Origin of the sequence: Aestuariirhabdus sp. LZHN29, assembly GCF_049985285.1 — a bacterium.
GTDB lineage: Bacteria > Pseudomonadota > Gammaproteobacteria > Pseudomonadales > Aestuariirhabdaceae > Aestuariirhabdus.
This window is the reverse complement of sequence record NZ_JBNIEU010000002.1, coordinates 223961-246120: the sequence shown is the minus strand read 5'-3', so window position 1 is coordinate 246120 and position 22160 is coordinate 223961. Positions and strand designations below refer to the sequence as shown.

Annotated in this window: 19 protein-coding genes; 10 read left to right on the top strand and 9 right to left on the bottom strand. The window is 57.1% G+C overall.

Annotated elements, in window-relative coordinates:
- Positions 1-26: 26 nt before the first annotated feature.
- The 4 genes from ACP3PW_RS07805 to ACP3PW_RS07790 are packed head-to-tail and all read left to right on the top strand — an operon-like array spanning position 27 to position 5438.
- Positions 27-1634 carry a carboxyl transferase domain-containing protein gene (locus ACP3PW_RS07805; RefSeq protein ID WP_426416129.1) on the top strand — a complete coding sequence of 536 codons (1608 nt, stop codon included), beginning with the start codon at positions 27-29 and terminating at the stop codon, positions 1632-1634.
- A 53-nt stretch (positions 1635-1687) separates the two neighbouring features.
- Complete coding sequence (locus tag ACP3PW_RS07800; RefSeq protein ID WP_426416128.1) at positions 1688-2479, top strand: enoyl-CoA hydratase/isomerase family protein; 792 nt, start codon at positions 1688-1690, stop codon at positions 2477-2479.
- A gap of 6 nt (positions 2480-2485) precedes the next feature.
- Complete coding sequence (locus ACP3PW_RS07795) at positions 2486-4507, top strand: acetyl/propionyl/methylcrotonyl-CoA carboxylase subunit alpha (RefSeq protein WP_426416127.1); 2022 nt, start codon at positions 2486-2488, stop codon at positions 4505-4507.
- 16 nt (positions 4508-4523) lie between these two features.
- The gene (locus ACP3PW_RS07790) at positions 4524-5438 is read left to right on the top strand and encodes a hydroxymethylglutaryl-CoA lyase (RefSeq protein WP_426416126.1); all 915 of its coding nucleotides are present in this window, start codon (positions 4524-4526) and stop codon (positions 5436-5438) included.
- A gap of 16 nt (positions 5439-5454) precedes the next feature.
- Here the strand turns inward: ACP3PW_RS07790 and ACP3PW_RS07785 are convergent, their stop codons facing one another.
- From ACP3PW_RS07785 to pdsR, 4 genes are read right to left on the bottom strand one after another with little or no spacing between them, the layout of a single operon-like run.
- Entirely contained in the window at positions 5455-6156 is a 702-nt protein-coding gene (locus ACP3PW_RS07785; protein WP_426416125.1) for a DsbA family oxidoreductase, read from the bottom strand.
- A 3-nt stretch (positions 6157-6159) separates the two neighbouring features.
- Positions 6160-6519 (bottom strand): rhodanese-like domain-containing protein, encoded by a 360-nt coding sequence (locus tag ACP3PW_RS07780; protein ID WP_426416124.1) that lies wholly within the window; start codon positions 6517-6519, stop codon positions 6160-6162.
- Positions 6520-6548: 29 nt separating this feature from the next.
- The gene (locus ACP3PW_RS07775) at positions 6549-8702 is read right to left on the bottom strand and encodes an ATP-binding protein (protein WP_426416123.1); all 2154 of its coding nucleotides are present in this window, start codon (positions 8700-8702) and stop codon (positions 6549-6551) included.
- Between the two features lie 33 nt (positions 8703-8735).
- Positions 8736-9431 carry a proteobacterial dedicated sortase system response regulator gene (pdsR, locus tag ACP3PW_RS07770; protein ID WP_426416122.1) on the bottom strand — a complete coding sequence of 232 codons (696 nt, stop codon included), beginning with the start codon at positions 9429-9431 and terminating at the stop codon, positions 8736-8738.
- A gap of 208 nt (positions 9432-9639) precedes the next feature.
- Between pdsR and ACP3PW_RS07765 the strand changes: the two genes are divergently transcribed.
- From ACP3PW_RS07765 to yaaA, 6 genes are all read left to right on the top strand, one after another.
- The gene (locus tag ACP3PW_RS07765) at positions 9640-11793 is read left to right on the top strand and encodes a marine proteobacterial sortase target protein (protein ID WP_426416121.1); all 2154 of its coding nucleotides are present in this window, start codon (positions 9640-9642) and stop codon (positions 11791-11793) included.
- Positions 11784-12392 (top strand): class GN sortase, encoded by a 609-nt coding sequence (locus ACP3PW_RS07760; protein ID WP_426416120.1) that lies wholly within the window; start codon positions 11784-11786, stop codon positions 12390-12392. Before ACP3PW_RS07765 ends, ACP3PW_RS07760 begins: the two co-directional genes overlap by 10 nt.
- A gap of 32 nt (positions 12393-12424) precedes the next feature.
- Entirely contained in the window at positions 12425-12889 is a 465-nt protein-coding gene (locus tag ACP3PW_RS07755) for a hypothetical protein (protein WP_426416119.1), read from the top strand.
- An 80-nt stretch (positions 12890-12969) separates the two neighbouring features.
- Positions 12970-14295: an ATP-dependent RNA helicase RhlB gene (gene rhlB, locus ACP3PW_RS07750; RefSeq protein WP_426416118.1), complete on the top strand. Its 1326-nt coding sequence runs from the start codon at positions 12970-12972 to the stop codon at positions 14293-14295.
- A 458-nt stretch (positions 14296-14753) separates the two neighbouring features.
- Entirely contained in the window at positions 14754-16154 is a 1401-nt protein-coding gene (locus ACP3PW_RS07745; protein WP_426416117.1) for a PhoH family protein, read from the top strand.
- Between the two features lie 243 nt (positions 16155-16397).
- Positions 16398-17174 carry a peroxide stress protein YaaA gene (gene yaaA / locus ACP3PW_RS07740; RefSeq protein ID WP_426416116.1) on the top strand — a complete coding sequence of 259 codons (777 nt, stop codon included), beginning with the start codon at positions 16398-16400 and terminating at the stop codon, positions 17172-17174.
- Between the two features lie 87 nt (positions 17175-17261).
- On the opposite strand, the gene ACP3PW_RS07735 is transcribed toward yaaA, so the two are convergent.
- The 5 genes from ACP3PW_RS07735 to ACP3PW_RS07715 all read right to left on the bottom strand — a co-directional run bounded on the left by ACP3PW_RS07735 (position 17262) and on the right by ACP3PW_RS07715 (position 22140).
- Positions 17262-17603, bottom strand: a complete 342-nt coding sequence (locus tag ACP3PW_RS07735; RefSeq protein ID WP_426416115.1) for a hypothetical protein — start codon at positions 17601-17603, stop codon at positions 17262-17264.
- Between the two features lie 275 nt (positions 17604-17878).
- Positions 17879-18253, bottom strand: coding sequence for an ArsR/SmtB family transcription factor (locus ACP3PW_RS07730; protein ID WP_426416114.1), 375 nt, complete (start codon positions 18251-18253; stop codon positions 17879-17881).
- 45 nt (positions 18254-18298) lie between these two features.
- Positions 18299-18676, bottom strand: coding sequence for a hypothetical protein (locus ACP3PW_RS07725; protein ID WP_426416113.1), 378 nt, complete (start codon positions 18674-18676; stop codon positions 18299-18301).
- A gap of 267 nt (positions 18677-18943) precedes the next feature.
- Positions 18944-20491 carry a winged helix-turn-helix domain-containing protein gene (locus ACP3PW_RS07720; protein ID WP_426416112.1) on the bottom strand — a complete coding sequence of 516 codons (1548 nt, stop codon included), beginning with the start codon at positions 20489-20491 and terminating at the stop codon, positions 18944-18946.
- A 149-nt stretch (positions 20492-20640) separates the two neighbouring features.
- A complete protein-coding gene (locus tag ACP3PW_RS07715) occupies positions 20641-22140 on the bottom strand; it encodes a DUF2867 domain-containing protein (RefSeq protein WP_426416111.1) in 1500 nt (499 codons plus the stop codon).
- Positions 22141-22160 lie beyond the last annotated feature (20 nt).

The window sequence follows — 22160 nt, the reverse complement described above, 5'->3', positions numbered from 1 at the left end:
TCCACCCGGGTCGGGGACCAGCTACCATGGCGACACTTAAATCAGGCATCAATACCCGCAGCCAGGAGTTTGCGGCCAATCGTGAGCATATGCAGTCACAGGTCGACGACCTGCACGATAAACTCGCAACGATCTCTCTGGGTGGCGGAGAAAAAGCAAGGGAACGTCATCTTTCACGAGGTAAACTACTGCCTCGAGAGCGCGTTAACGCACTCCTCGACCCAGGTGCACCGTTGTTGGAGTTTTCCCAGCTGGCCGCCTTCGAGGTGTACGACGACCATGTTCCCGGTGCCGGCATCATCACCGGAATTGGCCGGGTAAGCGGTCAGGAGTGCATTATCGTTGCCAACGACGCCACCGTAAAGGGTGGAACCTACTTCCCCCTGACCGTAAAGAAGCATCTGCGCGCGCAAACCATCGCTCGCGAAAACAATCTACCTTGCATCTATCTGGTTGATTCTGGCGGTGCCAACTTACCGCAACAGGACGAGGTGTTTCCCGACCGCGAGCACTTCGGTCGCATCTTCTTTAACCAGGCCAATATGTCAGCCCAGGCGATCCCGCAGATTGCCGTGGTAATGGGGTCCTGCACCGCCGGTGGAGCCTATGTGCCCGCGATGGCCGACGAATCGATTATCGTGCGCGAACAGGGCACTATTTTCCTCGGCGGCCCGCCTCTGGTTAAGGCGGCGACCGGTGAAGTGGTCAGCGCCGAGGAGTTGGGCGGGGCCGATGTTCATTGCCGCACCTCGGGGGTAGCCGACCACTACGCGCAAAACGATCACCACGCCCTGCAGCTGGCGCGGCAGGCGATATCGCGCCTGAACCGCGTCAAACCCGTGCAAGCCGATACCGCTCCCACTGTTGACCCGCTGTACGACGCCACGGAACTGTACGGCATCATCCCCAAGGATTCGCGCCAGCCTTACGATGTCCGTGAGGTGATCGCACGACTGGTGGATGGTTCCGATTTCGACGAGTTCAAGGCCCTCTACGGCACCACTCTGGTATGTGGATTCGCGCGTATTTTCGGTTACCCGGTGGGTATCGTCGCCAACAACGGCATCCTGTTTAGTGAGTCTGCACAAAAAGGCGCCCACTTTATTGAACTCTGCGCGCAACGCAAAATTCCACTGGTATTCCTGCAAAATATTACTGGTTTTATGGTGGGATCCCAGTACGAGCAGGGAGGCATCGCCAAGCACGGTGCCAAGATGGTTACCGCCGTCGCCAGCGCCCAGGTTCCCAAATTCACCGTTTTGATTGGAGGCTCCTTTGGCGCCGGCAATTACGGTATGTGTGGTCGCGCTTACGATCCACGCTTCCTCTTTATGTGGCCCAATGCACGCATCTCGGTGATGGGCGGTGAACAGGCGGCGGGCGTACTGGCTCAGGTTAAACGCGATCAAAAAGATAAGGCGGGCGAGCCGTGGAGCAAGGAAGCCGAAGAGCAATTCAAGCAACCCATTATTGATACCTACGAGCAGCAGGGACACCCCTACTTTGCCTCCGCACGTCTGTGGGACGACGGCGTCATCGATCCGGCAGATACGCGTATGGTACTGGGGCTATCGATCTCTGCGGCCATGAACCGGGAGATTGAGGAGACCCGTTTCGGGGTGTTCCGGATGTGAAGCGGCTGTCACCTAACGCCACGGACTGCCAATAATTAACATGAGCAACTATTATGTCTAGCACAACAGTAACCTGCACCATCGATAGCCGGGGAATTGCCACGGTTACGCTCAATAACCCCGACAAGCACAACGCCTTTGACGATGGAATGATCGCCGCACTGAGCGAACACTTCACCACACTGGCCACCAATGATGAGGTGCGCGCGCTGGTGCTGGCGTCCAGCGGGCGCAGTTTCTCTGCCGGTGCTGATCTCAACTGGATGAAGCGCATGGCCGACTACTCCTTCGAGGAGAATCTGCGCGACGCCAACGCGCTGGCTAATATGCTGCAACAGCTCAACACCATGCCCAAACCCACCATCGCCCGGGTTCAGGGTGCCGCCTTTGGTGGTGCCGTTGGTCTGGTCAGCTGTTGCGATATGGCGATCGCCTCCAGTCGTGCCAGCTTTTGCCTCAGTGAAGTCCGCATCGGCCTGGTGCCGGCAACCATATCACCCTACGTCATCGACGCCATCGGCCAACGCGCCGCGCGCCGTTACTTCACCACCGCCGAGCGCTTCAGTGCCCAGCGCGCACAAATACTGGGGCTGGTCAGTGAGGTGGTCGACGAAGAGGAGCTGGATTCACAGCTCGAACACCTGCTAAGCCAGATACTGGCGAACGGGCCTCACGCAGTGGCGGCGGCCAAGCAGCTGCTGTTTGAGGTGGCAGGTCGCCCCATTGATGATGAGCTGATCGGCAGCACCTGCGAACGCATTGCCAGCATCCGGGTGTCCCCGGAAGGCCAGGCCGGTTTGGGCGCTTTTCTCGACAAGCAATCGCCCCCCTGGATCAAGGAGTAAGCCGATATGTTTAACAAGATACTGATTGCGAACCGGGGCGAAATCGCCTGCCGTGTGATCCGCACAGCGCAACGACTGGGGATAGCGACCGTGGCCGTCTACAGCGACGCCGACCGCAACGCCCTTCATGTCACCATGGCCGATGAAGCGGTGCATATCGGAGCCGCGCCCTCGCGGGAATCCTACCTTCTGGGTGAGCGGGTGATCGAGGCCGCCTTGCGCACCGGCGCCCAGGCGATCCATCCCGGCTACGGGTTTCTGTCAGAAAATGCGGAGTTCTGTAACGCCTGCAAACGAAACGACCTGGTGTTTATTGGCCCGCCGGTCAGCGCCATTGAAGCGATGGGCTCAAAATCTGCCGCCAAGCAGATTATGGAAAACGCCGGCGTTCCACTGGTACCCGGATACCACGGAGACGATCAGAGTCTCGCCATACTCAAGCAGGCCAGCGATGCTATGGGCTATCCCGTACTGCTCAAAGCCACCGCCGGTGGTGGTGGTAAAGGCATGCGCCAGGTGTGGAGCGCTGAGGAGTTTGATGACGCCCTGGCGGCGGCCAGACGCGAGGCCATCAACGCCTTCGGCGACGACCGCATGCTGGTGGAAAAATACCTGACCCAGCCCCGCCATGTCGAAATTCAGGTGTTCTGCGATCAGCAGGGTAACGCTGTCTACCTGTTCGAGCGCGACTGTTCCGTGCAACGCCGGCACCAAAAAGTGATCGAGGAGGCACCCGCGCCCGGACTCGACCAAGCGCTGCGCCAACAGATGGGAGAGGCGGCTATTCTCGCGGCTCAGGCGATCGCCTACGAAGGCGCAGGCACGGTCGAGTTCCTGCTCGATAGCGATGGCTCCTTCTACTTTATGGAGATGAACACCCGCCTGCAGGTGGAGCATCCCGTTACTGAAATGATCACCGCACAGGATCTGGTGGAGTGGCAACTACGGGTGGCCAGTGGAGAGCCCCTGCCCCTGCAGCAGCATGAGCTTCAAATACAGGGTCATGCCTTCGAGGCACGGGTCTACGCCGAGGATCCGGATAATGACTTTTTGCCCGTGACCGGCACCCTGAGCTTCCTGCAGCCGCCCGCCAGCAGCGACCACGTGCGAGTCGACTCGGGGGTACGCCAGGGCGATGAGGTCAGCGTTTTTTACGACCCCATGATTGCCAAGCTGGTGGTATGGGACGAGGATCGTGACCGAGCCCTGGCGCGTCTCACCCGGGCTCTGGGTGAATATAGAATCAGCGGCATGACCACCAACCTGGAGTTCCTCTATAACCTGGCCAACAGCCAACCCTTCCGCGATGCTGACCTCGATACGGGATTTATCGACAAGCACCACGCAGCGATTTTCCTCGATAGCGACGAGCGCGTGGGGCAAGACCTGCCCCTGGCAGCACTCTACCTGGTATTGCGTCAGCAACAGCGCGCCCAGCAAGCAGCGACTCACTCCCACGACCCCTCCTCGCCCTGGCACCAGACCCAGGGCTGGCGGCTCAACGCCCCCAGCCGGCAGCACTTCACGCTCCTGCTACACGAACAGGAGTATCCGCTAACGGTAGAGCAGCGCCGTAGCGGAGCGGCCTGCGGGTACCGCATAGAGGGCCCCGGAACTCGCTACTGCAGCGATGCACGGGGAGTACTCGATGGCAATCAGCTACGTGCCGACCTCGATGGTTACCAGTTCAATGCGACGGTCAGTGAGCATGACGATATTATCAGCCTTTATACCGCCAACAACGCCCTCAGTTTTCGAGTGCAAACCCCCGACCTGGGCGATGAACAGAGCGGCAACAATGCCGGCGCCCTTAACGCGCCGATGAATGGCACCATTGTGGCGCTGCTGGTGGAACCCGGCAGCCAGGTAGCCAAAGGCGACGCCCTGTTGGTGATGGAGGCGATGAAGATGGAGCACAGCATCCGTGCGCCTGCCGATGGCAAGGTCACCTCCTTCTACTATCAAAACGGTGACCTGGTAGATGGCGGCAGCGAACTGTTAGCATTCGCAAACGATAATGAGTCCTGAACAGGGGAAACAGCGTATGAGTAGCCGAATTCCAGGCAAGGTTCGCATCGTCGAGGTAGGCCCTCGTGACGGGCTGCAAAACGAGAAGCAACCGATCAGCACCGAGCTCAAGGTGGAGCTGGTCGAACGCCTGGCTAATGCGGGGATCAATACCATCGAGGCCGGCAGCTTCGTCAACCCCAAGTGGGTGCCACAGATGGCCGGCAGTGATGAGGTATTCCGCCAGATGCAACGTAAGCCGGGGGTTCGCTATGCTGCGCTTACCCCGAATTTGCAAGGAGCGCAGCGCGCACTGGAGGTGGGTGCAACAGAGCTGTCGATCTTTGCCGCAGCTTCCGAAGCCTTCAGCCAGAAAAATATCAACTGCTCTATCGAACAGAGTTTACAGCGTTTCGAGCCGGTCATGGCCGCCGCAAAAACTGCCGGGGTGGCGGTTCGCGGCTACGTTTCCTGCGTGGTGGGATGCCCTTATGAGGGGGCGGTGGATCCCGCTGTTGTGGCTCGGGTCTCTCGCCAGCTAATCGATCTCGGCTGCTATGAGGTCTCCCTTGGCGACACCACCGGCGTAGGGACTCCGACATCGGTAACCCGTATGCTCGATGCGGTCGCTAGCGAAGTGGCCATCGACCAGTTAGCCGTTCACCTGCACGATACCTATGGGCAAGCGATCGCCAATATCTACGCTTCGCTGCAACGCGGTGTCGGTGTCGTCGACAGTGCAGTGGCCGGTCTCGGTGGCTGCCCCTACGCCCGCGGAGCCTCGGGCAACGTCGCCACCGAAGACCTCCTCTATCTGCTGGATGGACTGGGCATTGAGCACGGAATTGACCTGCTGGCTGTGGCGCAGGCAGGACAGTTTATTACCGCCGCCCTGGGCCGGGAGAATGGCTCCCGCGCTGGACGCGCCCTACTATCAATAAGCGATACTTAATCGCTTATTGATAGTGTCAACACCAGCTGGCCTGCCCCTGGGGTTTCTTTAACAGCTCCTGCACATTGGCTTCGATAATCCGGTAGCCCACATTGCCATAGAGCTTCTGGCGCCCATTATCGAGCAAGTAGGTCGGGCTGCCCTCGAGGTGATAGCTATCTTTCATCTCCTGGTCACGAAACAGTTCGGACATGGCTTCACCACTATTGAGCGAGCGTTCGATAGCGCTTCGGGGTAGTTTCACCTGCTCGGCGACCTCCATCAGCACCTCTCGCTTGCCGATGTCCCGCGCCTGCTCGAAAAAAGCCACTCGCACCTGCCATGCGGTTTCTTCAAACAAGGTTCGCTGGTTGAGATCTGACTGCGGAGTATCCGCTATCACCCCGTCTTGCTCTAGCAACTGTACCGATTTTAGAAAGAGGTGGCTCATGGCCGAGCTGTACGGTTTGCACTCCTTCCATACCTGGGGATGGATATTGATGTGGTCAAACTGCGCCCCCACACCCAACACGTGCTCATTAAACCCTCCATAGCCTCCGCGCTCTTTCCAGCCTTCGGCGATGCGTTTGGGCGTCGAGCCAAACAGGGAGATAAAGTGGTAACTCAAATCGAGCTGGCCGCCGAGTTTCGTTTTAAGTTCATCGAGTCGCACCTGGGACACATAGGCCCACACGCACAAGGTATCGGAGAAATAGGAGACCGGAAGCGGGTTACTCATAGGTTACAACCCTTCGTTAAGTGCACAGGAAATCGATTCGCAATCGCCTTGAATCACCATCACATTGCGGTAACCCATACCCTGCAACGCAACCGCAGAAAGCGTCGCCCGACCACCTGTGGCGCAGTAGATTAAAATCGGCTGCGATGGATCATGGCACATCGCAATCATTTTCATCTCCAATACGCCGCGAGGGATATTAATCGCACCTTTGACCCGGTGTTTTTCAACCTCGCCAGGTTCGCGCACGTCGATCAACAGCGGGGTCGGTGTGCTGGCCAGTTGCTGCAGCGCTTCGCTGGCATCAATGCTGTGGCAGTGCTGGCGAGCCTCTGCGATCAATTCACTAAGGGGTTTAAGCATGGGTCGCTCCAGAAGTACGATAGGATGGATCAGGGTGCTGCAAAAAATACACGGAAAACCACCCCGTTACCACTGGCCAAATTGGCGGCCTCAACCCTGCCCCGGTAATACTCCGCGATTAAGCGCACGATGTAGAGCCCAAAGCCCAGGTGGTGGCGCCCGGCATTGCCCGGGCGCATCGATACCATAGAGTCAAACAGTTGCAGCTGCATCGTCTCGGGCAGCAACGGGCCCTGATTGCTCACCGAGAGTAGATATTCACGCCCGCTTGCTTGTAACCCGATCTCGATCGTGGAGCCGTCGGATGCAAATCCGGTCGCATTGTCCACCAGCTTATCGAGCAGCTGTACCACCAGATCGGGGTCCCCCAGCAACGGCAAGGATTCATTGGGGGCGTCGTAATGAAAACGATGATGGGGGTACACATCGGCGTAGGCGGACACCATACCCGCCACCACCTGTTCCAACGCGAAGGGCTCATCCTCGGCACTGGCGATACTCTGCTCAACCCGGCGCGCTTCACTCATGGCATCGATGATCGAACGTAAGCGGTCGGCTCCCGCCAGGGCCCGATCCCGGTACGCAGCGCTTTCTGAACCTGCGTCATCGGCGGGCAAGTTTTCCACGGAGGTACGGATAACCGCTAGCGGGGTGCGTAGTTCATGGGCCAGCTTACTCGACAACCCTTGCAAGTACTGGGTGTACTGGGATGCCCGCAGGTGCAGACGGGCAAAGCTACGGGAGAGCTCTCCTATCTCGTCACCGGCAGTGGAAGCGGTGAAGCTGTCGGCCAGGCGGCCATCATCACTGATCACCCGCTCCGCCTGGCGGCTAAGGCTGCGAATACGCCAACCCAGCAACGCGGCGAAGCCCACCAGCACCAGCAACACCACACCAGCCACCAGCAGGCTGATACGCACCAGCCCCCCCCAGGCCTCATTCGCCAACAGCAGGATATCACCCGTTCCTTTTTGTACTACCACCGCACCGACTATCTGACCCTGCTCACGGACGGGGTACGCCGCCATGACCACCGCTCGATTGTCGGCAAAACGATACCAGCCAACGGCCGCCCTACCATCGTCGAGGGCGCTGCGCACCTCGGATACTTCAATACGCCCCGGCCCCTGTTCGATCAGCTGCAATCGCGCCGTATCATCGAGTATCCAGCGATAGATAATCGCCATTAAGCCTTCGGCGCTGTCATAGGCGGGCAACACCAGATCCGATAACTGCCCCTGACGCGCCAGCACCCAGCGATATCGATCGGTCAGCAGCAGGCGGCTATCGGCCATTACCAGAGTTGATAACTTCTGTTGTAAGGGCGCAGAGGGTTCGATCAGGTATCCCGCAGGCTGCTTCAGGCGTGCGATATCCGACACCAACTGGCGGGGTGATCGCGCGCCCTCCAAAGCGGTTCCAATCGCTTGTACACCGGCGGGTGTGGGGTGCAACAGGCTAAATGCGAAGCGCTTTCCCAGCCCGGCAAGGGGAATAAACAGCTCCAGGTTGTACCCTTGCGGGGTATCCTGCCACGTCCCCTTGAGCGCGGTAAAAAGGGTTACCGGCTTACGTCCCCTGCCAAAATTCAGCTGCTTCGCTACCACTTCGCCAGGCGCTGCGGTTTGCACAACAAGGTGCAGGGGTGAGCCATCGGCCTGCTCTAGTTGCAGCCAGAGTGAGTCGGCTTCAAACAGCTCCGCCCGCTTTGCATTATTAAAGCCGGCGGATGGGTCTGAGTAGTTGACCTTGGGCACGGCATAGTGAACGGTATCGGCTTTGACGGACAGGTAGAGATAGAGACCATTGGTGCGTAATGTCGCCTGGCGCTTTATACCCGTTTTTACTTGCGCAGAAAAAACAGATTTTTCATCACCTTTTACAGAAAAAGATCGAGTCGCGACCTCACGACTCCAATCATCTTTATAGCCGTCTATCGATATAGGTGTGTTCAGTGGAGACGCATAACTGTCTGCCCGGCTATCCCGATTAAGATAGGCCTCATCCGGATAAAACTCTCCCGTCTCGGTAAGGCTCTCTCCCAGAATTTGTGCGCTGGCCAGCACCGTCGCTTCCTGCCCCTTACGCAATACCTGCTCCATCTGTTGTACATACTGGCAGCCCGCCCAGGGCAAGGTCAGGGTCACCAGTGCCAATACCGCCAGCTGTGAGCGTAATCTCATACCCAATACTTCCCTATTTCACACTGGCAGACGTCAGACGCTACGATTCCAACGATAACCAAACCCATAAACCGTTTCGATTGCGTTGAACTCCGCATCTACGTGCTGAAACTTGCGGCGCACCCGCTTGATATTGGAGGTAATGGTGTTGTCATCCAACACCACATTGGCCGCATCCATCAGCTGTTGTCGATTTTTGACATGACCAGGGTGGCGCGCAAGGCAATCGACCAACCAGAATTCGGTTAGGGTTAACTTCACCGCCTCACCCTTCCAGCGAGCCTCCATACAATCACCATCCAATAGTAATTCTCCGCACTCGATTCGGCTTTGCTGCTCAGGGGCTTCACGCAATGCATCAACACGGCGAAACAGGGCGACGATACGCGCTACAATATGAGCGCTACTAATATCCTTGGTCAGGTAATCATCGGCGCCAAGGCGCAGGCCGGTGATGGCGTCGATCTCATCATCACGCGCGGTCAAAAATATGATGGGCAAACGAGGCGCAATCGCTCGTAACTCTCGACAAAGATCGAAGCCACCCTCCACTTCATCCCCGAGGCCAACATCGATCAGCGCCAGCTCGGGCAGGCGCTGGCGAAAGACCTCCATCGCTTCATTACGCGAGGCATAAACATCAACCGCATACCCATGACGACTTAATACGGCACGGTAGTTTTCCCGTATTGCAACATCGTCCTCTACCAGCGCCACTGTACGTCCCACGGGGTCTCTCCTCTTCGAAGTGCGATGGTGCCGTTCCTGCGCCACCGCGTGGATGTGTGACACCCATTATCGAGGTCGGCCATGCATCGCACAAGTCGGCGCCACAATTGATCACAATTGCGCAGCAGATTGCCTCCAAATCGCCCTCGTGGTGCCCGCTACGTTGCCTTAAATAGGTGCCACTATCACCTTCCCAGCGGAGACTCCTGTGACCACCTACCGACCACGCGCCACTGTGCCCTACCTGCTTTTACTACTGCTGATATTGCCCCTGCAATTGGGATTGCTACACCAAGCCCAGGCCGCCCGGCATCCGCAACCAAGACTGAATGATACTGCGCCACCACAGGCCGGAGTGCTTCTGCTAACGCGGAGCAACACTGGCGCCGAGCCCGCACCCCAACTTAATAGCCACGCTGACCTGCAGGTTAACGCCAACCTGGCCCGGGTGACGTTGTCGCAGCAATTTGTAAACCCGGGGACTCATTGGGCCGAAGCCCTTTACCAGTTTCCCCTTCCCGACCAAGCCTCGGTTGACCGCCTGCGCATCCAGATCGATGAACGCATTATCGAAGGGGTGATTCAGGAGAAAGCTAAGGCTCGGGCCACCTACGCCAAAGCCCGCGCTGAAGGCAAAGCTGCGGGTCTGGTAGAGCAACAGCGCCACAATCTGTTCTCCAGCAAGGTCGCGAACATCCCTCCCGGCGCGAGCATCCGTATCGAGATCAGCTATCTGCAACCGGTGACCTATAACAGCGGTCATTACGAGCTACTGATGCCGATGACGCTCACGCCTCGCTATATCCCGGGTAGGGCGCTACCCCGACAACCCGCCGCCGACACCCTGACGGGGTGGGCACCTGCAACTGATCAGGTGCCCGACGCTTCCAGCATCACGCCCCCCCAGATTGCTGGTGATGGCACGACTCACCGCATCAACATCACCCTATCCCTTAACCCGGGAATACCTCTGGCCGAACTAACCAGTCCAAGCCATCCGCTACAAGTACAACGAACCCAGCATCGCTACCGCATCACCCCCGCCGCGGGTCCGGTTGCGATGGATCGGGACTTCGTGGTGCGCTGGACTCCTGCTGCCGGACACCAGCCCAACGCCAGCGTTCTGGTAGAGCCGCACCATAGTGCTACGCAACCGGGTCCTACGCAACCGGGTCATAATAATGCAGTAGATGATCAGCCCGCGGCCAACCCCGCCGGCCTCCACTACGCTCTGTTGCAACTGCTGCCCCCGGCACCTTCGCAAAACGTAAAAAAACTGAGCCGGGAACAGATCTTTATCATCGATACCTCCGGCTCCATGAGCGGAACCTCGATGGAGCAAGCGCGCTCCGCACTCACGCAGGCGTTACATCAGCTCGGCGGCGATGATTATTTTAACATTATCGAGTTCAACTCCCACGCAAGGGCGCTCTACAGCCAGCCCATGCGCGCCTCGGCATTCAATGTGAGCGAAGCGCTGCATTTTGTCGACCAGCTCACCGCCAACGGAGGCACAGAGATCGCCCCCGCCCTGGCGACCGCCTTCACACAACCGCCCAGCGAAGCCGATACCAGCCAGGTTATCTTTATTACCGACGGCAGTGTGGGCAACGAAACCACACTCTTGACGCAGATCGACCGTCAACGCAAAAAGAGACGGCTCTTCACCATCGCCATCGGCAGCGCACCCAACCACTATTTTATGCGCCAGGCCGCGCGTATAGGCCAGGGCAGCTATACCCGCATAGGAGATGTCAGCGAAGTCTCCAGCCGTATGCAGGAGCTCCTCTATAAACTCGATACACCGCGTTTGAGCAATATCGAAATACGCTGGCCACCAGGCAACCGCAACTGCGCAACCCGCGCCCCGGATCTGTTTGCCAGTGAACCCCTTGTTCTGTTGTGCCAGCTCACCGGCATTGAGGGGGATGTCGAAATCAAGGGGCGTGTAGGGGATCGTCACTGGTTACAGCGGGTGCCCTTGCAGCCTCTGCAGAGACAGCAACCCGGCATTGCCAAGCTCTGGGCCGCAGAACAGATCCAGCAGCTGGAAGACCAACAACTTGGCCAACACGACACCCCTCTTCTGCGCCAACGGATACTTAAGCTCGCCCTCGATTACCAGCTGGTCAGCCAATACACCAGTCTGGTCGCCGTTGAGCGCACACCGATACGCCCCGACGCCGAAACCCTGAAACGGCATCGCCTCGCCAACCTGACGCCGGCCGGCAGCGCCCTGTCCGGTTTCCCTCAAACCGCGACCGACTCCCCCCTGCTACTGCTTTCTGGCACTGCTTTGGTGCTGTTGGCTCTACTACTGGGACTGGCGCCTCGCGCAAGGAGGACCGCGACGTGCGCCTGACTCACAAAATCGCAGCCCTGCTGCTGCTGCTGGCAGGGTTACTGATGCTCGCACAGGGGAGCTACATTCAGGTCAAGGCACTGGTCGCCCAGTACTTGTTGCAGTCCGCGTGGCAGCGCAGTCTGCACCAAGGGCTACCGGTGAAACCCTGGCCCTGGGCCGATGGGCATCCCATCGCGCGCTTGCAGATCCCTCGCATCGAACTCGACCAGCTGGTGCTCGATGGTGCCAGCGGCAGGAACCTCGCCTTTGCGCCATCCCACCTGATCGCCTCCTCCGCTCCCAATAGCGGCGGTACCACCATACTCAGCGCCCACCGCGACACCCATTTCTCGAGGCTACAGGAGCTGATTCCCGGAGACACCCTGATTCTCCAGAGCACCGGTGCCAGCCGCCGTTACCGCGTCGACTCTACCCATATCGCTGACTCCCGCACCCAGCAACTCTCCCTCGACGCCGGTGATCGTTTACTGCTGGTGACCTGCTATCCGTTTAAGGCGCTACGAGCCGGCGGGCCACTGCGCTATGTCGTAAGCGCTAGTCCTCTGCCGCAACTCGCTACCGCCGGGAACCCCTCTCCCAAGCAGTGGCTCTTCTAGCCCCCCCATTGACTTATCCCATAGGAGGCACCATGACCTGTTCCCGGATCTATCACCCTATCGGCCCCCGCTGCTATCGGTTACTGCAACGGGATCACCTCGCGGGCATACGCGCCATGGCGGGTCACAGCCGCTGCCTTTTTCCCCTGAGTGACCAGCAACAGGCTGTTGAGATTGCCAGACGCTGGACGCTGCCTCACCACGGCTGTGCCTGGGTTTGCTGCCTGTCCGTTGACGCCCTGTGGCTCAACGGATTTCCCTGCCAGGACTGGAGCAACAGTGGGCGGGTTGAATATCGAATCCCCACGAGCGCACTGGGAAGCCTGGTTCAACACTTGGCATACCCTCCCGATGTCAGTGATCACCTCACCCTGAGCGATGCCAATAGGCGACTGATGCGGCGCTGGGTGCGCCATCATTCCCTGGTCACCGATCACCAGTTGCACGCCCTGTCGGGTGAAAAACCCCTGCCATTCCTGCCAACCCTTGCGCGCTAGTGCCGTAAATCATTTCACTCAGACTGTAAAGCGATTACTATTAGCGCTGATTGAACAACCCGTAACCAAGAAGGTATAAGTTGCTAGGCAAATTCTTTAAGAAAAAACAGGAAGCCTCCAAGCCGGAACTGCCCCCACACAGCAAAAGCACCACGCCGCGTAATCACCAGCAAAAAGGCCAGAAGCGCCGTAAGCCGCCGACACCAGCATGGGATATCAGCCAGTTCAGTATTCCCGTACAACCTGGAAAGTCACGCTTCCACGATTTCGACCTGCCCGAAGGTCTGATGCGCGGCATCCACGAACAGGGCTTCGAATACTGCACCCCCATTCAAGCCGAGGTGCTTGGCGCCACGCTTAATGGCCGCGACGCACTCGGGCGGGCCCAAACCGGAACCGGAAAAACCGCCGCGTTCCTGATATCAATTATCAAGCAGCTGATGACAACCCCGGCGCCCGATGAGCGCTATGTCGGCGAGCCCCGCTCACTGATTATCGCCCCGACCCGCGAGCTGGCGATTCAGATTGCCAAGGATGCCCGCGCCCTCACCAAATACTGCAACATTAATGTGACCGAAGTGGTGGGTGGTATGGATTACACCAAACAGCAGCAGCACCTGCACCACGACTATGTCGATATTCTGGTGGCTACACCCGGTCGACTGATCGACTTTTACGAAAAGCGCGACCTGTTCCTCGACCTGGTTGAGGTGATGGTGATCGACGAAGCCGATCGCATGCTGGATATGGGCTTCATCCCCCAGGTGCGACGCATCATCCGCTCCACTCCCCGCCGCGGTGACCGCCAGACCCTGTTGTTCAGCGCCACGTTCACCCCCGAGGTGATCGACCTGACCCGACAGTGGACCTATAACTGCATCACCGTAGAGATTGAACCCGAAAACGTCGCTACCGACACCGTCGAGCAACGGGTGTACCTGGTGTCAGACCGTGACAAATACCGGGTTCTACGTAATATGCTGCGCGACGAAAAGATGGAGCGGGTGATGGTCTTTACCAATCGCCGGGACCAGGTGCGACGGTTGACAGAACGTCTGCAAAAAGATCGTGTCAGCGTAGATATGCTCTCCGGCGAAGTGCCCCAGAAAAAACGCGTCAGTACACTGGAAGCGTTTCGTTCGGGAAAGATTAAGGTATTGGTCGCCACCGATGTCGCCGGTCGAGGAATCCATATCGATGCAGTATCCCACGTGGTGAACTACACCCTGCCCGAAGAGAGCGACGACTACGTGCACCGGATCGGCCGTACCGGGCGCGCGGGAGCCAGCGGTATTGCCATCACTCTGGCCGGTGAAGAAGATTCTTTCCTGCTACCCGAGCTGGAAACCATGTTGGGTAAAAAACTCAACTGCACTCCCCCCCCCGCAGAGCTGACGTCCCACTAACGAGCTCTCTTTAAAGAGTCCTGCGGCATCCACCGGGTGTCGCACTTCTCCTCCCTTCCTGCCGATTTCCCGTTATCCACACCGTCGAAATGATCGAAATGCCACTGTGTTTCGAGAAAATAACGCCACCGTATTGAATATTGCGCCAAAAGGTAGTGCTAGCGACACCAGAATGAATGGACGGCAAGGAAGTAAAGAGAGGGCTAGAACGCGCCAAAAGATGATAAAAACGCGCCAAAGCAACCGGGGTGGCCCTCCACTATATGACAGTTTTTCCCTCGATAACAGGCCCGAGCGCCCATTCTATAAAAAAGCCTATCACAGCTTATTTTTTACTTGTTTGAAGCCGGGCCAGGGCTACTATCGAAGATAAGGCCGCGATTGTTGACCGATTGATTCGTCTCTCGCCAACCTCTCTGCGGCCCCTCCGCCCGGACTCACAAGAGGTTCTCTTTGCTATGGACGACGCTATCAAGATTGACCTGCTTCCCTCTGAAAACATCAGCTATATCCTCGATACCAACGTTCTTATCCACGACCCCAACGCTATATTTAACTTTGAAGAGCACCGCGTCATGGTACCCATGACCGTGCTCGAGGAGCTGGACAAACTTAAAACGGGAAAGCTCACTATCGCCGCCGACTGTCGCCAGGCCATTCGACAGATCGACAACATTGTCGGCAACTCGACTCCTGAAGAGATTGATCAGGGCGTCCCTATTCCACGGGGAGACAACGACTCCCACATGGGTTGTATGTCGATCCTGACCTCGTCCCCCGCCAGTAATCTCAGCTACTTGCCCAGCAACATCAACGACAACAAGATCATCAATGATATCTGTCAATGGCAGGCGCTTCACCCCAACGAAAAGGCCGTACTGGTAACCAAAGATATCAATATGCGCCTCAAGGCCCGGGGCTGCGGACTGCAAGCCGAGGACTACGAAAACGACAAGCTGGTGACCGATGTTGAGTTGCTCAACAAAGGCTATATCGAAGTAGAGGGGAGCTTCTGGGACCTGATAGAAAACGTAGACACCTCCCAGCTAGACGGTGAAACCCATCACCTACTGGAACGCACCGGAGTACTCACTGACGTATACCCCAACACCTTCGTCATAGACGACCAGGGCTTTGTCGGCAGAGCTATAGAGGTAACGGATACTCATGTTACGCTACTTCACCTGAACCATGACAGGCTCATGCATCAGGAGGCCTGGGGGTTGCACCCGCAGGATATCTACCAGGCGATCGCGATGCATTTGCTGCTCGATCCGGATGTTCATCTGGTAAACCTGACAGGCTCTGCCGGATCCGGTAAAACCATCCTGGCGCTGGCCGCCGCGATTGAGATGACCGTAGCCAACAAACTCTATCGCCGCATCATCGCTACCCGAAGCACCCAGGGACTGGATGAAGATATCGGTTTCCTGCCCGGTACCGAGGCGGAAAAAATGGAACCCTGGCTCGGTGCCATAACCGACAATCTGGAGGCGCTACACAGCGACGATGAGAGTACCCACGGCAGTGTTGACTACATCCTCGACAAGGTCCCGCTGCATTTCAAATCACTGAACTATATTCGGGGGCGCAGCTTCCAGCACAGCCTGATCATCATCGATGAGTCGCAAAACCTGACACCGCACCAGATCAAAACAATCATTACCCGCGCCGGTAAAGGTAGCAAGGTAATCTGTCTGGGCAATCTTGCCCAGATTGACACGCCTTATCTGGGGGCAACCAGCTCAGGTCTCACCTATATGACCGAGCGATTCAAAGACTTCAGTCACGGCGGCAACGTCAAGCTCCAAGGCGTTCCACGCTCATTGCTGGCCGAGTTCGCCGAATCCCACCTGTAACCCGATACCGGGCATCGCCTCAACCACGATGCCCGGTTTTCCCAACACCCTATAACCACCAGCAAGCCGGTCACCCCTCCCCACCTATGACCGGTCTACAGGTCCGCTGCTACCCGCAGTGAGCCCTGTTTGATAACAACGCTCTGTTGATCTTGCTGCAAGCCACTATTTTCCAGCCGGTTATCCACTGGGCACAAAACTGTATTACCATTAAGGGACTGTTTCCTGACCAGGCTTTCCATCGTGCTGATATTGATATCCCCTGCAAAAACCCTCGACTTCGACACGGCTCCCACTACAGAGCAGCACACCCAGCCGGCATTTTCGGATGATGCAGCACACCTCATTAGTGCGCTGCGCAAGCTCACCCCGGATGCGGTCGCCCAGCTGATGAAAATTAGCGATAAACTGGCGGCACTAAATGTCGCTCGCTATGCCAGCTGGCGCCTCCCCTTTACGCCCGATAACGCCAAACAGTCAGTACTTGCGTTCAAGGGTGATGTGTACAGCGGCCTCGATGCGGAAACACTACCGGAAGAGGGGCTCGCCTTTGCGCAGAAGCATTTGCGGATTCTTTCCGGGCTTTACGGTGTGCTCAAGCCCCTGGATCTTATGCAACCTTACCGCCTCGAAATGGGCACTCGATTTCCCAACAGCCGCGGTAAAGACCTGTATGGGTTCTGGGGCGAACGAATCACCCAGCATTTGAATGGAGAGTTGGAGAAGCAGGAGATGCACGAGGTGATCAACCTCGCATCCAACGAGTACTACAAAGCCGTCAAGCCAAAGCAGCTCAACGCCCGCATCGTCACGCCGATCTTCAAAGACCTGAAAAACGGTCAATACAAGATCATCAGTTTCTACGCCAAGAAAGCCCGCGGCCTAATGACCCGCTTTATCATCGACGAGCATATCGACAACGCTAACGCGCTCAAGAGCTTTGACTACGATGGATATGAGTACAACCCGGAGATGAGCCGGGGAGACGACTGGGTCTTTACCCGCGACAATGCACAGTAGTCGCAATATAAAGAGTAGAACGCGCATCACCATGTCCCCCAGCGGTGCTCGCACCAACGCTAGCGGTACCCCGGCCCTGCGAGTTAGCTACCGCATCATGGCATGACGCCGCTCCTGAATCCGTACCCCGGATGCCGTTCTGGGAAGCCCCCTGTTTGAACGCCGGCGCTCCTGAAATCTCTCTCCAGTGCCTGCCCGCTGGAGATGATCGCCTATCTGGAGAACTCCCCGCAACATTGATACCAGCAAATGCGCCAGATGCTCGCTGGCTACATAAAGCAGTCCGGCCCCAAAAATAATGACCAGTGGCACGGTCAAGAATTGATGAGGAACACTCATCGGAACCTGCTGATACAGCAGCCACATCACACCACCGAAGCCCGAAAAGAGACTCAGAAAAAGCGTATCGATCAACAGCTCTATTTTCATGTCAACTCCCTGTGACCCTATTATGCTAGAGGCAAGGAGGCTACTATCAGTGTTGACATATATCAATTTTAGAGCAATACCGTTTAGGGATTAGGCTCACCATCCGTTATACATCGTTCGACTATTAACGCGGCTTTACGGGGTTTTGAGGCGCATTTGTAGTGAGGCCACGATTCATTAGTGTGAATCTGTATTACCCGGGCTCATCGCCTAAACGCCCAACGCTCTACAAACCACCGCCCCGCAACAGGCCCGGACGGGTCAGGGGATGGCTGTTACCGGGTAGGCGCCAAAGCGGCCCCGGGCTGAAACTGTCCCGAGAGGGAGAAAAAATGCTCCAGCTCCAGCTGGGTGTCTGTATTGATACGACAATGAAGAAACTTGCCCTGCTTTTCGACCTCGATCAGATCAGCATTAATCAGCTCTTTCATGTGATGGGAGACCGTCGGCGCCCCGATATTCAGTGAACTGATGATATCGGCTAGCATGCAACCCCCACCGCACAGGGCCGCATCGGGTTTCAGCACGCCCTCCCCATGGCGCATAATCTCCAAATAGATAGCCAGTCGATTTTCGTTGGAAAGCGCCTTAAACGCCTTGGCAAGCCGATGGGTATTCAAAACAATCTCCTCACGTACATCAGCTTGCATAATAAACTCCTCCACTGCTGCTGTCAGCCTTGGTGCGCCATCCCATCAGGACGTTACAGCCATCTGCCCCGGAAAGAGCGCTCGCCGACGCTCACTGCGCCCGGGTAGAACCCGCCGAGGATTCACACGACGCTCTACCATAGCTGGCGATTGCACAGCAACGGCTTCCACGAGGGTCTCACCGACAGCAACCCGGGCCGCGGAATCCGCCACGGCTTCACGGTTTCCCACAGAGCACAGTGCTGCTACCAGGCGTTCGTCCATAACATACAACAACGAGCCACCGGCAATTATGATCAAGGGGGCCAATACAAACTGTCCAACGGGGCTAAAACCAAACTGACTCGATAGCTGATATACCCCGACATTAAGCCCCGCGTAGATCATGAAAAATAGCGTATGAATAAGATAGTTACGGCTCATCTGAATCCTCCTTGGATTACTCTTTATCATTTCACACTTCGACAACCATAAAACTATATATTAGTTCGATAGATGTCAAATTATAAATCTATCAAAGTAATGCCTGTTCGTTATAAGGCAACAACGTCAGCCGCCTCTCGGGTACTAACAACTTGATTCAGCACCACTCAGAAACACCCACCGACGACCCACAGAGTAAATCCGAAGGGAAGTGAATACATGGTAGAACCATGGGGATACTGTGTGGATTCAAGGGAGGGGGCGGAATTAGTCCGTATCGATGGCTACGAGCTGAATCAGCGAGTAGCTGGCCTTACGACCCACCAACGACTCAAGCTGGGGTGGCCCCAGGCCGGGTTTGATTCGGTAGGCTTCTTTCATTGCAGAGCGGGCCTCAACCTGACGTCCCAGGGCAAGTAAAACCGTCGCCAGTGCAACCCGAGGGAGGTAGTTCATATCATCCCGTTGGCACGCCAGATTTGCCTGTTCAACGGCGGCGTCCAGATCGCCGCTGCGCAACAAAGCAAGTGCAAGGATTGCACCCCAGACCGAAAGGCGGCTATCCAGTGGACTAATTTCCAGACTCCTACCCAGCCGTTTAACCGCCCCACTTGCATCACCTTCCATCAAACAAACCGCCCCCAGTGCTGCCAAGGCCTGAGCGTTGGCAGGCGACAACTCGATAGCGTTTTGTAAGATGGGCTTAGCGCGCTCTATACACCCCAGGTCCGCCAGGGCGCAGCCGGCGAAGCCAAGTACCGTCGAATCCGTACTGTCCTGCCGTAACGCACTCTCTGCGGCTATGGTCGCCTCCTCTTTCGCCTTGGGGTAGTCACCCAATAGCCCAAAACGAAACCCCAACGCCAACACAAGCGATAGATAGGCCCTGGCCAAAGGAAAGTTAGGATCAAGGGAGATAGTTTGATGCAGCAGGCTAATCGCTTCGGCAAAGGTGTCCTGGTGCCAGCCTTTAAGCGCCAGTATGCCGCTCGCTTCGATATACAGTGAGCGGGCACTGGGCTTACCCTGTTCCGACCGCGTTGAAAGCAGCATCGCCTTAACCAACTGGGGCTCCAGCTTTGCTATAACCGCATTCGTCATCTGGGTAACGGGTAACCCCGTCTCGTCCAGGGGTTCCTCAAACAACTCGCCCCACAAACTATAGCCGGTTAGCGTATCCATCAGCCGGATATTGATGCGTAGGCGGTTGTGGGCTACCTGACCCGTACCTTGCAATAGGTAGCGCACACCATAGCTATCACCGAGCTGCTGTGCAGATATCGCGCGCTCCTCTTTAACGGGCTGACTGCCATAGGGTTGAATATTGAGCAAAGGCACCCGGGTAAGGATGGTCTCCAGATCGGCCACCATTCCCGCCACATAATCATCGAGCCGCCTGTAACCTGCAATTTCTCGAAACGGAACAATTAGCAACGCAAGAGGGCTGGAGATAAGAGCCGTTGGCTCAGCACGCTCACCTCTCGGCACCCTGTCTCCCTCTTCAGGGATACACTGGGGCGTGCCGTTGAAACGAAATCCTCGCCCATGAACTGTTTTAATGTAGGTTTGCGTCGCTCCATTATCACCCAGTGCCTTTCTTGCGTTTTTGATCGCGCTATTAATCGTCGAATCCGAAACACAACGGCCACGCCATACTGCCTGCACCAACTCATCATGGCTGAACAGCTGCCCGGGATGACTGACGAAATAAACCAACAGGTCAAATAGGAGCGGCTCAACCGGCACCGGCTCACCACCACGGCGCACCTCATAGCGCTGTGTGTCGATCAGCATATCCTTAAACTGGTAAATCATTTTTTGCTATCCCGATAAATGCGGGGAAGAGAGCAGCCTGCCCTGGTGGGCAAAAACCGAGCAGAAGCCTAAATATAGCCAAGGGTGCGGCCCTGCGCCCTCGCTTTCAAAGGCAACGGCTAAGGGTAGAGAACTTTAATACTCAATAATTACTGCGTTCGTTCGTCCGCAGGCGATGCCATACGCGCTGTTGCCAAGCGCTCGATCGCGCGCAACATATGCCGAAAAAGGAAACTGTGGGGGCGCATCATGGTGTACCAGTAAAGTTGCCCCCAGACCCCGGCAGGATGCCAGTAAGCCAGCATGGTTATCTTTGAGCCACCCCCGGCCAATGGGCGCAGTCTAAACTCCAGGGTGCCCGAGCCGGGCCCCTTCATACGGAAGCCCAACAACACCCGCCGCTTGTCGATCACATCCAGAATGCGCCAGGAATCGACCCGCTCTCCCACAACCAGCCGGTCGGGAGTATCCCGGCCCAGGTCTCGCCCGGGACCGCCTACGATAAAGTCCATCCATTCACGCACCGCCCACACCCAGTTCATGCTGAAAAAACGTTGGGAACCACCAATGCGACTGAGTATCGGCCACAGTTCAGCGGGGGACAATGCACACTCCCGAGACAGTACCAGACAGTCCCCATAATAGGCCGAATTAGGCCAACCATCGCGGAAGCGGGGATTACCCTGGTACCATTCAAGCGACCCCGCCTGCTGGCGCTCCTGGGCAAGAGCCTCCTCCACCGCAGCCTCATAATTTAACAGCGGCTGGGGGATAAGCCGCTGTATGGCCCGGGCGTCGTTCGGCATATTGTCCCGTAGTCCTCCCAGTAATGCTCGAATGACCGGCGACGGTGCCGAACTGAATAGTGGCATGGCCAAGCGAACCAATCCCAGCCCAAGCCCGGGGACCCGCAGCGTCACAAACCCTTTGCCGACCACCTTGGCGTAACGGCGAATCTGTTCCTGATAACTGATCGTTTGCGGCCCCGCCAACAGGTAAATCCCGGCGGGCGCCGAGTCCGGTGTCGCAAGCGCGGTCAAATAGTGGAGCAGATTGGTTAACGCCAGGGGGGCACTGGTGTGACGAGCGGCCATGGGCAATACCATAGCGGGTAAATGATTGACCATATCCCGTATCGCTTCGAAGGGCACCGAACCCGCGCCCACTACCACGGGCGCACGCAACTCTACGACCGGAACAGACCCACTCGCCAACGCAGCTCCGGTATCGCGACGAGAGATTAAATGCTCCGAGGTCGTGTTATCAGGGTATGCAGCCCCCAGATAGACGATACGGCTGACACCGGCCTGCGCTGCGGCGGCGGCGAGAATACGAGCCGCTCGAAGATCCCTGGCAGCGAAGTCATCGCCGCTGAGCATGGAGTGAACCAGATAGTAGACGGTATCGATTCCCTGCAGAGGACTATTCAGGGTGTCAGGCTGCAGAAGATCCAGCGTACAGCATTCCACCGAGTCCCTAAACCGGGCGGAAAGTTGCACGCCATCGCGCCCCCCTGCACGAACGTTATAACCGCTCTCCAGCAACTTGGGAACGAGATGAGAGCCAACATAACCGGTAGCCCCAAGCACCAAGATAGAAGGCTTCACCGAGCGGTCTTTGTCGCCCTCCACAAAGCGAGCATTACTCATAATAAATCACTACCACCCGC

Bases quoted from the DNA above. Each gene is read 5' to 3' on its own strand.
- ACP3PW_RS07735 (WP_426416115.1), bottom strand. From the start codon at position 17,603: ATGAAAATAGAGCTGTTGATCGATACGCTTTTTCTGAGTCTCTTTTCG.
- ACP3PW_RS07780 (WP_426416124.1), bottom strand. From the start codon at position 6,519: ATGCTTAAACCCCTTAGTGAATTGATCGCAGAGGCTCGCCAGCACTGC.
- ACP3PW_RS07715 (WP_426416111.1), bottom strand. From the start codon at position 22,140: ATGAGTAATGCTCGCTTTGTGGAGGGCGACAAAGACCGCTCGGTGAAG.
- ACP3PW_RS07800 (WP_426416128.1), top strand. From the start codon at position 1,688: ATGTCTAGCACAACAGTAACCTGCACCATCGATAGCCGGGGAATTGCC.
- ACP3PW_RS07805 (WP_426416129.1), top strand. From the start codon at position 27: ATGGCGACACTTAAATCAGGCATCAATACCCGCAGCCAGGAGTTTGCG.
- ACP3PW_RS07725 (WP_426416113.1), bottom strand. From the start codon at position 18,676: ATGAGCCGTAACTATCTTATTCATACGCTATTTTTCATGATCTACGCG.
- ACP3PW_RS07755 (WP_426416119.1), top strand. From the start codon at position 12,425: ATGACCTGTTCCCGGATCTATCACCCTATCGGCCCCCGCTGCTATCGG.
- ACP3PW_RS07730 (WP_426416114.1), bottom strand. From the start codon at position 18,253: ATGCAAGCTGATGTACGTGAGGAGATTGTTTTGAATACCCATCGGCTT.
- ACP3PW_RS07745 (WP_426416117.1), top strand. From the start codon at position 14,754: ATGGACGACGCTATCAAGATTGACCTGCTTCCCTCTGAAAACATCAGC.
- ACP3PW_RS07785 (WP_426416125.1), bottom strand. From the start codon at position 6,156: ATGAGTAACCCGCTTCCGGTCTCCTATTTCTCCGATACCTTGTGCGTG.
- ACP3PW_RS07790 (WP_426416126.1), top strand. From the start codon at position 4,524: ATGAGTAGCCGAATTCCAGGCAAGGTTCGCATCGTCGAGGTAGGCCCT.
- ACP3PW_RS07795 (WP_426416127.1), top strand. From the start codon at position 2,486: ATGTTTAACAAGATACTGATTGCGAACCGGGGCGAAATCGCCTGCCGT.
- ACP3PW_RS07775 (WP_426416123.1), bottom strand. From the start codon at position 8,702: ATGAGATTACGCTCACAGCTGGCGGTATTGGCACTGGTGACCCTGACC.
- ACP3PW_RS07720 (WP_426416112.1), bottom strand. From the start codon at position 20,491: ATGATTTACCAGTTTAAGGATATGCTGATCGACACACAGCGCTATGAG.